14 protein-coding genes are annotated in these 12,398 nt (G+C 53.5%); 5 read left to right on the top strand and 9 right to left on the bottom strand.

Annotated elements, in window-relative coordinates; genetic code table 11:
* Positions 1-279 precede the first annotated feature (279 nt).
* The 3 genes from ypfJ (at position 280) to ypfH (ending at position 4,065) form a co-directional block, all read left to right on the top strand.
* Positions 280-1,146, top strand: coding sequence for a KPN_02809 family neutral zinc metallopeptidase (gene ypfJ / locus SGBXF1_RS17760; RefSeq protein ID WP_037424454.1), 867 nt, complete (start codon positions 280-282; stop codon positions 1,144-1,146).
* 112 nt (positions 1,147-1,258) lie between these two features.
* Entirely contained in the window at positions 1,259-3,259 is a 2,001-nt protein-coding gene (locus SGBXF1_RS17755) for a tRNA(Met) cytidine acetyltransferase TmcA (protein WP_238321051.1), read from the top strand.
* 116 nt (positions 3,260-3,375) lie between these two features.
* Positions 3,376-4,065: an esterase gene (ypfH, locus tag SGBXF1_RS17750; RefSeq protein ID WP_061808268.1), complete on the top strand. Its 690-nt coding sequence runs from the start codon at positions 3,376-3,378 to the stop codon at positions 4,063-4,065.
* Between the two features lie 28 nt (positions 4,066-4,093).
* Here the strand turns inward: ypfH and SGBXF1_RS17745 are convergent, their stop codons facing one another.
* From SGBXF1_RS17745 to SGBXF1_RS17730, 4 genes are read right to left on the bottom strand one after another with little or no spacing between them, the layout of a single operon-like run.
* Complete coding sequence (locus SGBXF1_RS17745; protein WP_037426952.1) at positions 4,094-4,279, bottom strand: YpfN family protein; 186 nt, start codon at positions 4,277-4,279, stop codon at positions 4,094-4,096.
* 2 nt (positions 4,280-4,281) lie between these two features.
* Positions 4,282-4,956 (bottom strand): M15 family metallopeptidase, encoded by a 675-nt coding sequence (locus tag SGBXF1_RS17740; protein ID WP_186427280.1) that lies wholly within the window; start codon positions 4,954-4,956, stop codon positions 4,282-4,284.
* Entirely contained in the window at positions 4,953-6,080 is a 1,128-nt protein-coding gene (gene dapE / locus SGBXF1_RS17735) for a succinyl-diaminopimelate desuccinylase (protein WP_061808267.1), read from the bottom strand. Before dapE ends, SGBXF1_RS17740 begins: the two co-directional genes overlap by 4 nt.
* A complete protein-coding gene (locus SGBXF1_RS17730) occupies positions 6,077-6,442 on the bottom strand; it encodes an ArsC family reductase (RefSeq protein WP_186427279.1) in 366 nt (121 codons plus the stop codon). Before SGBXF1_RS17730 ends, dapE begins: the two co-directional genes overlap by 4 nt.
* Positions 6,443-6,673: 231 nt before the next feature.
* On the opposite strand from SGBXF1_RS17730, the gene SGBXF1_RS17725 reads away from it, so the two are divergent.
* On the top strand, positions 6,674-7,099 hold the full coding sequence (locus SGBXF1_RS17725; protein ID WP_061808266.1) for a GNAT family N-acetyltransferase: 426 nt from the start codon (positions 6,674-6,676) through the stop codon (positions 7,097-7,099).
* 98 nt (positions 7,100-7,197) lie between these two features.
* Here the strand turns inward: SGBXF1_RS17725 and SGBXF1_RS17720 are convergent, their stop codons facing one another.
* From SGBXF1_RS17720 to yncE, 5 genes are all read right to left on the bottom strand, one after another.
* The gene (locus SGBXF1_RS17720) at positions 7,198-7,518 is read right to left on the bottom strand and encodes an isochorismate lyase (RefSeq protein ID WP_037426347.1); all 321 of its coding nucleotides are present in this window, start codon (positions 7,516-7,518) and stop codon (positions 7,198-7,200) included.
* Between the two features lie 11 nt (positions 7,519-7,529).
* Entirely contained in the window at positions 7,530-7,970 is a 441-nt protein-coding gene (locus SGBXF1_RS17715) for a GNAT family N-acetyltransferase (RefSeq protein ID WP_037426344.1), read from the bottom strand.
* A gap of 11 nt (positions 7,971-7,981) precedes the next feature.
* Positions 7,982-8,461, bottom strand: coding sequence for a tetratricopeptide repeat protein (locus tag SGBXF1_RS17710; RefSeq protein ID WP_037426341.1), 480 nt, complete (start codon positions 8,459-8,461; stop codon positions 7,982-7,984).
* 132 nt (positions 8,462-8,593) lie between these two features.
* The gene (locus SGBXF1_RS17705) at positions 8,594-10,765 is read right to left on the bottom strand and encodes a TonB-dependent siderophore receptor (RefSeq protein ID WP_186427278.1); all 2,172 of its coding nucleotides are present in this window, start codon (positions 10,763-10,765) and stop codon (positions 8,594-8,596) included.
* 8 nt (positions 10,766-10,773) lie between these two features.
* A complete protein-coding gene (yncE, locus tag SGBXF1_RS17700) occupies positions 10,774-11,835 on the bottom strand; it encodes a 7-bladed beta-propeller protein YncE (protein WP_186427277.1) in 1,062 nt (353 codons plus the stop codon).
* Between the two features lie 503 nt (positions 11,836-12,338).
* On the opposite strand from yncE, the gene ypfM reads away from it, so the two are divergent.
* Positions 12,339-12,398: a protein YpfM gene (gene ypfM, locus SGBXF1_RS17695; RefSeq protein WP_112349006.1), complete on the top strand. Its 60-nt coding sequence runs from the start codon at positions 12,339-12,341 to the stop codon at positions 12,396-12,398.

The following is a 12,398-nucleotide window of genomic DNA, read 5'->3' as shown; positions in this document are numbered from 1 at the left end:
AGAAAAATTCTACATTTCCCCCGCCGCTGAGCATTTATAATGATGGTATCCGGCATACTTGAAGTTGCATCTGTGTTGGCTGCACTCGTTCACCCGAATCACTTACTTGAGTAAGCGCATCGGGATGATGATCCTCTCATTAAGGGTCTGCCTGCGAGTCAGTGCAAGCGCTGTTCAAATCGATTCGAAACCGATTTGCCATTCCCTTAGCGCCTTGATGCAACTCCAATTATTTTGGGTATAGCGTACAATGACAAAAACCTAATCTGGAGTTTACTTATGCGTTGGCAAGGGCGTCGGGAAAGTGACAATGTTGAGGATCGTCGCGGGCAGTCTTCAGGTCTGGGTGGCGGTGGCGGCGGTTTCCGCGTGCCGCGCGGTAAAGGCGGTATCGTCATTTTGGTGGTGGTACTGGTCGCCGGTTATTACGGCGTCGATCTTTCACCGTTGTTGAATGGCGGTAGCGTGAGTCCGCAAACTCAACAACAGAGTGCCAGCATCAGTCCAAAAGACGATGAATTGGCCAAGTTTACCTCGGTGGTGCTGGCCTCTACCGAAGATAACTGGAAAGAGGTTTTCCAGCGTATGGGGAAAACCTATCAGCCGCCTAAACTGGTGATGTATCGCGGTGTGACGCGCACCAGTTGTGGTACAGGTCAGGCGGCAATGGGCCCGTTCTATTGCCCGGGTGACAAAACGGTGTATATCGATTTGTCGTTCTACCAGGACATGAAAACCAAACTGGGTGCCGGTGGTGACTTTGCGCAGGCCTATGTAGTGGCGCATGAAGTCGGCCATCATGTACAGAACCTGCTGGGTATTGAAGCGAAGGTCCGTCAGATGCAACAGGGCGCCAGTCAGGCGGAAGTCAATCGTCTGTCGGTGAAAATGGAACTGCAGGCGGACTGTTTTGCCGGTGTCTGGGGCAAATATGCTGAGAAGCAGCAGATGTTGGAAGAGGGTGATTTGCAGTCGGCGTTGAACGCCGCACAGGCGATCGGCGACGATCGTTTGCAGCAACAGGGACAAGGGCGTGTTGTACCGGACAGTTTCACCCACGGTACCTCACAGCAGCGTTATACCTGGTTTAAACAGGGTTTTGACAGCGGCGATCCTAACACCTGCAACACCTTCGCATCCCGTTAACATGCACTGCCGGAGCCTGACTCCGGCATTTTTTTAAGTCTGGATATTAGGCTATGTCCCACATGTGGACGTGGCACCGTCGTAAATAAGGGACACCGCCTTGTTACAGGCAATGCAACAACGTATGCAGCAGCAGGGCATCAGGCGCCTGTTGGTGCTCAGTGGCGAGCCGCAATGGTGCCGCCAGCAGGCGCAACACCTGGCAGCAATGCTACCGGGTGACTGGCCGTGGGTGGGAGAAAAACCACCGGCGGGTGTGCAAGCGTTGGCGAGTGGCGCAGTGAAAACGCTACTGGGGCAAGAGCGGCTACATGCGACGTTTGATGCAACAACCGGTTTGGATGTTGAAGCGCTGGCAGCATTAGCCGGTACCTTGCGTGCCGGCAGTTGGTTACTGTTACTGACGCCATCCTGGCGACAATGGCATCAGCAGCCGGATCATGACAGCCTACGCTGGAGCGATTGCCCACAACCGATCACTACCCTAAATTTTATTCATCATCTGCAACAGCACTTGGCGGCAGACACTGAGGTGACCGTCTGGCGACAGGATGAGGTGCTGACATTGGCACCGTTACCGTCACGCCCAGACTGGCAAGCGCCGCAGGGTCTCCCTACGACAGAACAACAAAGGTTACTGACGCAATTGCTGGGCGCCGAGTCAGGCATTTGGGTGCTGACTGCTGCGCGTGGGCGCGGAAAATCAACGGTGGCAGGCATGCTGGTGGCAAATACACCACTCACCTGCTGGATTACCGGGCCGAGCCGTGCTGCCACAGAAGTCGCTGGTGAATGGGCGCAGGGCCGTGCTCAATTTTGGGCACCGGACGCGCTGTTGGCCTATTGCCGTGAACATGACGTCAGTGACGTAGGCTGGTTGCTGGTGGATGAAGCTGCGGCGATCCCCGGCCCGTTATTGCAACAACTGGTTGGTCATTTCCCCCGTGTTTTGCTGACCACTACGGTTCAGGGTTATGAAGGCACGGGCCGTGGTTTTTTACTGAAGTTTTGTGCTGGGCTTCCTGCGTTTCAGTCGCTGGGGCTAGAGCAGCCGATGCGTTGGGCCCAAGGCGATGCGTTGGAGCGTGTAATAGATAACGCGTTACTGTTCACTGAGCAACCAACATGGCAGGCGTCGGATAAAGCGGTCAGTATCCGCGATGCTGAACAACGGGAGCTGTGTGCCGAGCCCCAACGGCTGGCACGTTTTTATGCCTTATTGAGCAGTGCCCACTACCGTACCTCGCCGCTTGATTTACGGCGGCTGATGGATGCCCCCGGCATGCACTTTGGCATGGCGCAGGTGGACGATAACGTCGTCGGTGCACTGTGGCTGGTAGATGAAGGAGGGTTGACCGCCGAACTGGCTCATGACGTCTGGGCGGGACGACGACGGCCGCGCGGCAATCTGGTGGCTCAATCGCTGGCGGCACATGGCGGGCCGTGGTGGGCGCCGACGCTGCGTTCACGACGAATTACCCGCATTGCGGTGTTGCCTTCGCTACGTCAGCAAGGCATTGCTCGCCGTATGATCGCGCAGCAACGCCAGCAAACACGGGGGCTGGATTACCTTTCGGTCAGCTTTGGTTACACCGAGCCGCTGTGGCGGTTTTGGCAGTCCTGTGGTTTTGAGTTGGTACGCATCGGTAGCAAAACGGAAGCCAGCAGTGGCTGCTACACCGCCATGGCGATCCTACCGTTGACCGAACAGGGCGAAGCGCTGCAACATGCGGCCCATAAGCATCTTGCACGTGATTGGCGTTGGCTACAGCCACGCATTAATCTGCAACTGGAGATCACCGGTGATGATGGTGATACACAACTGGGTGAGGACGACTGGCGCGAGTTGGCCGGGTTTGCCTTTGCCCACCGGCCACTCGAAGCCAGTCTGGGAGCTCTGCAACGTTTATTGTTAGCCAGTACCTTACCGCTGCCTGCTTTGCGTCTGCATTTGCAACAACAAGCGACGACGATAGCCTGCGTGGTTCAACTTGGCTGCAGTGGCCAGAAAGCCTTGCTGCGCCGTTGGCGGCAAGAGGCGGGATTGGCTCTCGAACAACTCGATGCGCAGCACTGTCTGCGTTGGCACGACTGGTCTCAATCGTTGGAATAAATTGAAGGTGTTGCTCAATAAAACCCGATTTTCCTGATTTCTCAGCGGCGTATAGTAGCTGACAGAAACCCGGGCATCTGGCGCCGGGCAGAATCTGATGAATTAAGGAGTCACCGATGAAACATGAGCATTTCGTTGTCCAAAGCCCGGCAACCCCGGCTGCGCAGCTGATCCTGCTGTTTCACGGTGTCGGCGATACCCCGGTGGCGATGGGTGAGATTGGTAGCTACTTCGCCAAGGATTTTCCTCAGGCGTTGGTGGTGAGCATCGGCGGGCCTTTTCCCTTTGGGAACGGCAGCGGTCGCCAGTGGTTTTCAGTACAAGGTGTGACGGAAGAGAACCGTGCTGAGCGCATAGCCGAAGTGATGCCGCAATTTGTCGAAACCGTACGTTACTGGCAGAAGCACAGTGGTGTGAATGATGCAGGAACCGCACTGGTCGGTTTTTCTCAAGGATCAATCATGGCGCTGGAAGCCTTGAAGGTTGAACCCAAACTTGCCGGCCGTGTGGTGGCTTTCAGTGGGCGTTTTGCCAGCCTGCCGGAACGAGCGTTTGGCGACAGCGTGGTGCACTTGATCCACGGCGAACAAGATGCGGTGATTGCAGTGCAACATGCGAGAGCGGCGGCGGAACGGCTGCAGGCCAATGGCGTCGACTTCACGTTGGATGTGGAGGAGGACGTTGGGCATGCCATTAACCAAGGGATGATGAATAGTGCCCTTGAACGGCTGCACTATTACGTGCCACAACGTTACTGGGAAGAAGCGCTGTTTGGTAAGCGGGGCGATTTAATCGCCTTCAAGTAAACGTCAGGGCGCATTATGCGCCCTGATATTATTTTTTCTTCGGCCAGTCATCGTCGTCATCCCACTCAGCGTTGTTATCGCGATGAGGGGGGATTTCCGGCTTATCAGCCAGATAGCGTTTGACGTCAACGCGACGTAGCTCTTTGATCCCACTGATGATCATCCCGACTAAAATCAGCAGGATTATCCACCAATAGTCAGCTAACCATTCCATATTTACTCCTTTCCTTCAGTGCGTATAAAACGCGAAAATATCGATGGCAAATGCTCTTCAAGCCATTGTGCACCAGCAACGTCCTTATTTTTCCAGGCTGCCAGCAGCAATGCTGGCGTCAGCAAATGTTCAGCCTCGCGCGCTAACGGGCGGTAGCTCAAATGCCAAGGTTCCACCGCCACGCCGTCGCCATCTTCGGTGAACGGACGGTAAAAGCCAAATTCGGCCATATGTTCCGTCATCCACTGGTTGAGTGGATAAAAGTAGCCGCCTTGTTCGTATTCCCAGGGTTCCAGTTGCAACCTCTGCCCAGCGGGCAACAGCGAAGGATCGTAAACGTCCAGATCGCTGCCCCAGTGATGGCGGCTGGCGCCCGGTAGCGCCGACCAGCGTAAGATCGCTTCGCAACGTTCTGCCGCGGACAGTGGCGTGATGTCGATCGGCCGACTGTCCTTATCTAATACTGGGCGTTCACCGCAAAATTTGCCATTCCAGATCGCCTGTTGCCGTTCAAAATCACGAAATGTGCTGGCCGGCTGTAGATTAAACCCGGCTTCGAGCGCCGCCTGTTGCATGGCAAGGAACGCGGCGACTGCCGCAGGTTGCAGGCGGTGGTTACCGCTAAGCGGTGCCAGGTGGTCGGTCGAGCGCCCGGTCAGCATTTCTGGCGTGATCATGCGACTAATTGCTCCATGATGCGTTGATACATGCGACTCAGTAATTGCAGGTCAGCCGCGTGTACACATTCGTTGACCTTATGGATCGTTGCATTCACGGGCCCCAGTTCAACCACCTGTGCACCCATTTGGGCGATAAAGCGCCCGTCTGAGGTACCGCCGGTGGTCAGTAATTGTGGCGTCAGTTCGGAATAATGTTCGACGGCATTAACCACCGCGTCTACCAACGCACCGCGTGCAGTCAGGAAGGGGTGACCCGACAGTCGCCATTCGATGCTGTAATTTAACTGATGCCGTTCAAGCAACTCTTCTACACGCTGTTTGATCGTCGCGTCGGTCGATTCGGTACTGAAACGGAAGTTGAACTGAACGAACATTTCGCCCGGGATGACGTTGTTGCTGCCGGTACCGGCTTGCACATTGGCTATTTGCATACTGGTCGGCGGGAAGAATTCATTACCGCGATCCCACTCAATGGCCACCAGTTCATTCAGGGCCGGCATGGCACGGTGTACTGGGTTATCTGCCAGGTGTGGGTAAGCGACATGACCCTGGATACCGTGAATGTGCAAGTTGGCAGTAATTGAGCCACGGCGGCCATTCTTCACCACATCACCAACGCGCTCGGTGCTGGACGGCTCGCCAACCAGGCAGTAATCCAGACGCTCATTGCGAGCCATTAACGCTTCCACGACTTTAACCGTACCGTGAGTGGCACTGGCCTCTTCATCGGACGTGATCAGAAACGCTAAACGCCCCTGATGGTGTGGGTTGGCTGCCACAAAACGCTCAGCTGCCACGACCATCGCCGCCAGCGAGCCTTTCATGTCTGCCGCGCCGCGGCCATACAGCATACCGTCGCGGATAGTGGGTTCAAACGGCGGGTTGTCCCAGCGTTTTTCGTCGCCGGTCGGCACCACGTCGGTATGGCCGGCAAAGGCCAGAGTTTGCCCCTCGCCGCGCCAAGCCCAGAAGTTCAGGGTATCGCCGAAAGGCATTGGCTCAACGGTAAAGCCGATGGCCTCGAGACGTTCAATCATCAACGCCTGACAGCCTTCGTCATGTGGGCTGAGTGAAGGGCGTTTGATCAGCTGTTGGGCAAGTTCGATCACCGGGCAAATCATGCTGCCACCTCGGAAATAAATTGCTGGTAGCTTTCGGCGTTGAAGCCAAGCAGGGCATGGCCGTTGCCGTCGTCCAGGAGTGGGCGTTTGATGATTGCCGGTTGGGCCAGCATCAGTGCGATAGCCGCATCGGCATTGTCGCAGGCATTACGCTGCGCTTCATCCAGCTTACGCCAGGTGGTGCCGCGGGTATTGAGCAGCGGTTCCCAACCCAGGCATTCGACAAAACCACGCAACTGCTGTTCGTCCAGCCCGTCGGCGCGATAGTCGTGAAATTGGTAAGCCACACCCTGTTCTTCCAGCCAGCGGCGTGCTTTTTTGATGGTGTCACAATTTTTGATGCCGTACATGGTTAACGTCATGGAGTAAGAACCTTCTCTGCAACCCAACACCGACGCGTGTGGCCGGTGGTAAACCGCCGGTGGCGGTGAAATGAAAGCCAGCGACCAGCATGCCGAAAAATGACGGGGAGTTCCACCGTCCAATGGTCTGAAAGACGGGGAAAAGCTGAAAAAATACAGACCGAATTTAATGCGGTGAATTATTTGCTAATCTCAATGTGGCATTCAGTCTCCCTGCACAAGAAGAAAAACATGGATAAATATCGTATTGAAACCACCGAAAACGCAATTGATGAAATAGAAGCGCTGATCGCTGAAGGTCTGAATCAGTACAACGATGAAGTGACAGGCAACAACGACCGACGTCCGTTGGCCGTGGTAGTGAAAGATTCGATGAGCGGAACGGTATTGGGGGGCATCACCGGGCGCTCATCACTGGGCATGCTGTTTTTGGATCTGTTTTATTTGCCAAAATCGCTGAGAGGATCTGGGCTGGGCAGTGAGCTGCTGCGTCGTTTTGAACTGGAAGGGCGGAGCAGGGGTTGCGTATCAGCTGTGTTATACACCATCAGCTTTCAGGCACCGAAATTTTATGAGCTGAATGGTTGGACACGCTTCGGCGAAGTGCCCTGTCTGCCGGCGGGCACCAGCCGTATCTTTATGATGAAGACGCTGTAGATGACTGGCCGGAAATTATTCTCTGGCCTGACGTAATTTATAACTCAGGCTTTTTTCACCATCGGCCATTCGTGGTCGATGATGGAGAAACCCCGGTTCTATTCATCACTTTGGGCCTTGGACCAATGCTTCATCTCTTCGCTGATAAAGTAAGTGACCAGATCGCGATACAGTTTTTCTACTACCTCCGGGCTCAAACCTTGTTCATCGGCCCAGACGCGTCTTTGCAGTAGCATGGCTTCAAAGCGCGCTTTGGCGCGCACGGCATCGGGACTGGTCTTGAATTTTGCCGCTGCCTTTACGTAGGCAAAACGCTTGGCGATCAGCTTGATGATGTTTTCATCCATCATATCTATTTCTGCGCGGATCTCATTCATGTCCGCACAATCCTGCGGGGACAGCTTGTTCTCTATGATCAAAGGGCGTTCCTTTAAAGGGGGCTGCGCAGGTAACCATTCTGTTGCAGGCGTTCCAATGACGCGTTATCGGCATAAACCATGCCTGTGGTCAGCTCACGGAAATGGTATTTTTTGTAAAAATCCAGCTTGTCAGGCACTGAGTAGATAAACACCTTTCCGAGCGGCGCCAAATCCTGCATCACCCGATCCATCAATAACCGTCCTAACCCCCGTCCTTGAACGTCTGGATGGAGGGCCACATCGGCCAGATAGGCGACGGACGTCATGTCACTGATGGCATGCGCAGTAGCGACTAACCTGCCATCGCAGTAGCCCCAATAGCAAAATTGGCTGTGTTGATAAACCCGTTGCAGGACTTGCGGATCACGTTGGCCTAATCCTGCTGCGTCCAAGAGTTCAGCTAATTGCTGCCAGTCGACGCCATAACGGTTCGGATCGGTGACTATCTCCATTTTGACCTCGCTTAGCCAATCCGATCCAGATCGGCGGCATATTGGCGGATTGCCCGTTGGTAACTGCTGATATCGCTGTAGGAGGACGTTTCTGCCAGTAGCAGGAGCAGGTCTGCGACTGCCTGTTTGGTTTCACCCAGGTTGTACAGCGTCATGGCGCGGAACAGCGTCAATTCTTTAGCCTGCGGGAACTCGGCAAGTCCGTCGTCGAAGGCAGTCAGTGATTGCTGATACAGCCCAAGCGCCCGGTAGGTGCTGCCCAGGCCAAGCCAGGCTTCTTGCCGTTGCTTCACCGGCAACTTGTGCGCCAGTGCCGAGAGATAACAAGGAATAGCCTGCTGCTCAAAACCTTGAACGTCATACAGACACGCTAATTGATAGTGCAGGGTGGCTTCTTCCGGCTTTTGCAAAAGTTGTTGTTTTGCCAGCTCGGTGGCTTCTTGGTAACGGCCCAATTCTTTCAATTGTTCGACGGTCAGTGTAGGGGACATGACATGGCCTCAGAGACGTGTGGTTTTTTGATACCTTTGGCACGCTACTACGGAAGAATTCATCACACAAGGGATATAGACGTTGGCGTGAAATCGGCCCCGTTATCCGGGGCCGTTTATTGCAGAAGGCGATCAGAACTCGTGTTTTAGCGTCAGCATGAAATTGCGTGGGTTGCCATAGTTACGGGTACTGTAGAAATTAACCTGAGAGTAGTATTTCTGATCGAAAACGTTGTTCAGGTTAAGTTGCACTGACGTTTGCGGCGTCAGTTTGTAACGTGCCATCGCATCGACCAGAACATAAGATCCTTGCTCGGCTTTGCGCTGGACCATTTCGCCATTTTTGGCCCCGTTGACGTTGGCATAAACGCTACTCTGCCAGCGTGCACCACCGCCGAGAGTCAGGTCGCGTAAGGCGCCCGTCAGTTGGTAGGTGGTGAACAGGTTGATGCGGGTGCGCGGCTGCTCGGTGTTAAGATTGACTTTATCTTTGTCTTTCAGCGAGAAGTGCGTAATGCCTAGTTGCGCATTCCAGCCCTGCGCCAGTTCGCCGTTCATTTCGAACTCGATCCCTTTGCTGGTCGCCCCCTGGCTCTCATGATAGGTCTGCTGTAACCAATCCAGATTGCTGGTGTCTTCGTCCAGTACCCCCAGGTTGTCCTGCGTGATGCGGAAGGCTGACAGCGACAGATTGAGTCGGTCATTGAGCAAAGCGGCTTTAATGCCCACTTCCTTATTCACACCTTCAATCGGTGCCAGGTAATGACCGCTGCTGTCGAGATAGTTCTGATCTTTGAATATGTCGGTGTAGCTGGCATAGGCCGAAACCTGATCGGTCAGCTTATACACCGTGCCGAAGAATGGTGTCACTTTGTTTGAGATGGTAGTCGTGGTGTTTTTGAAGCTGTTGAAGCGGGCACCGAGTATCAGATCCAACCGATCCGTAACGGAGAAGTCAGCGCTGCTATAAATTCCGATTTGCCGCGTACGGTAATCCATTTGCGGCATTTTGTCCGACCACTCGGGCTCGCCCAAGCCGCCATTCCACTCACGCAGGTTGCCGCTAAATAACTGTGAGGTGCTGGCGCTGCGATAGGTGCTGTAGCTGTGTTGCCAGGCTGAAGAACTGCCTACCACAAATGTGTGGTTACGGCCCAGCAGGCTGAAATCACCGTTCAGCTTCATGTCTATTGCATGTTGATCGCGGTAGCCTTCATAGCGCCCTGCATAGGGGCTTGACGGTTTTACCGCCCAGGTATCCGGATCGATCAGTTCGCCAAGACTCATTGCCATTTTGGCATCGAAGGCCTGGCGATTGTGAGTGTAGTTAGCGACGCCTTTCCAGTTGTTGTCGAACTGGTGTTCCAGCGTGGCGAACTGAGTACTCAGCGTGGTATCCCAGCTTGACCAGTCAGATGCGCCACTGTAGTGACGATCCCAGTTAATCTCGCTACCGTCACTGAACCAGCCGGTTGGCAGGGCACCGCCCCAGGTGGAGGCTTTAGGCCGGTTTTGCTGATAATCGGCCCCCAGCCGCAGCAGGGTATCGCGGGTCAGATCGGCTTCCAGTGTGCCGTAGATCACTCCCTTACGTTCTTGATGACGTTCCATATAAGAATGGCTGCGGTCAGCAGCGGCGGCGACGCGCACCCTGACAGTACCTTCATCATTGAGCGGTGTACCGGCATCGACCGTGGTGCGGTAGTGATCCCAGGAACCGGCAGACAGCTCAACACGGGCAAAAGGAGAAAGGCTGGAGGCTTTCTTTCTGACTAAATTGATGGCGGCGCCTGGATTACCAACACCGTTGAGCAAACCGGCGGCTCCTCTGACGATCTCGACGTGATCCAGCGTGATCGAATCAATTTCTGATTCACCACCGGAATAACCGGAATCAAAGAAGGTGGGAACACCGTCGTATTGATAGTTATCGACGCTAAAACCGCGGTAATTGAACGAGGAGCGTTCGCTATCGTAATTGCTTTCACTGACGCCTGTTGACCAGCGCAGGATATCTTTTAACGAATATGCATTGATGTCATCAATCTGTTGGCGAGTGATGACCGAAACTGACTGCGGCGTATCCTTGATGCTTAGCGGCAGACCGGTTGCGGTACTCATTTGGCTGGTGGTATAGGAACCGGTATTTTCGGTACTGCCGTCATCGCTGAACGGTGAAGCAACCACCTCCAGGGTTTCTTCTTTCTGTGGGCGGGGAGCCTGATCGCTGCCAGCGGCCTGTGCAATCATGACCGGTAGGCACAGCAATGCGCCACCGGAAAGTCGAATCATAAAACTAGCCATTACCTGCCTCACAATCCGCCGAGATTAATCTTGAGCAGGTAATCCTGCTTTTTCTCCATCTCTTCCTTGGACTGCTTGATGCTGGCGAAGAGTTGATTGCCGTCTGCAGAAAGTGCCAGGCTGTTAGGCAGTGCATGGGTAACAATGCTGTTTTTGACCCGGTAGCTGTTGCTGTCAACGATGCTGATGCGTTTGGCTTCACGATGCGTAATGTAGATTTCGTTGCGCATTGGGTTGAACAGCACGGCCAATGAGTTAATTACGTCAATCTGATGCAGGATTTTGCCGCTGTTGGTATCAACAACCAGTACGTTAGGCAGGTCTGGATCTGTGATAAAGGCACGCCCCGTTTTGGTATCGAGGCTGATGTTAAGGAAGAAATGCTTTTTGGTGGGTTCCACCACTTGTCGCTTGAGGATCTTGTGGCTGGCGGCATCCAGGGTAATCAGTTCGCCGCTGCCATTAACGCAGTAGATATGGCCACGTTCACTATCGAGCGCAATGCCGGTCGGGTATTCGCCGACGTTGCTCAATGTGGCAATCTTTTCACGTTTGGCGGTATCGATCACCCACAGCACACCTTTTTGTGAAGTGCCGGAGACATACAAACGCTGATTTTTCTTATCAAGCACCATTTCACGTGTCGGTGTGAATTGGTCTTCTTTCATACTTTCGCTGAGCTGGATGGTGGCGAGTTTTTTACCGCTCGAGAGATCAATCACAGTGACTGAACCGTCTACGGTGTTACCGATGTACAACAGGTTACGCTGCTCATCCAATGCGGTGGCGAATGCGCGGCGCTGGGTAACAATATTAGCCTCAGTCGCAAGTGTCATTGGATTGATGCGGTAGACAATACCGTTGTTTTTACCTTTGGCAAAAGAGGGGGTAGAGGCTGCAAACAGGCTGTTATTGTGGCCATCAAACGCCAGTTCATACAGACCATATCCCACTGGTTTGGTTTGAAAATGGCTTTCTGGAAGCTCGGCGGCCAGTGCTGAACATGACAGCAAAATGGCGGATGCCAGGGCGCTGAAAGCGCTAAGGTTGCCTGAGGTGTGCATCTTCATATACATTCCTTTACATTAACTTACGATGTGCGAATGCTAATGATATTGATAATTAATATCAATATCATTTATTGAGTAATGCAATGATGAACTTGTTACTCATTGAAAGTCATCGAGTTTATTGCAGCCTGACACACTGGAACTCGACACTTTTTTGTTGTGTGCTGATTTTTGTTGAGATGGAATGCGAGGGAATTCTCTGTTTCTTATGCCAGTGACCTGTTAAAGACTGTAAATAAAAATACGGCGGCTAAGTTCCGCGGTGTGAAACCCAAGTCGGCTTGCACAGTGACTGCGAAGAGTGGCCGGGTTAGACCTTTTATGCAGTTGGATTGAGGGATTAATATCGGAAGGGAATAGCCAAGATTAGTCATTGATCAGATAAGTACGAAAATGTGCACTATCCCCGGTTTTCGCGGCTGGCATCGTTCCCGAACCCCTTCACTTGCTCAAAAAACAGGCGTAGAATCCGCTTCGTCTATTAATTGAGGTTGTAAATTATTATGGTTGATCGTGAGTTGGGAAACTGGAAAGACTTCATCGAAGAGATGTTAGGTAACTGA

Source organism: Serratia grimesii, assembly GCF_900186025.1.
In the GTDB taxonomy this organism is placed as follows: Bacteria; Pseudomonadota; Gammaproteobacteria; order Enterobacterales; family Enterobacteriaceae; genus Serratia; species Serratia grimesii.
The sequence above is the reverse complement of the archived record's forward strand: the minus strand, read 5'-3'. Positions and strand labels throughout refer to the sequence as shown.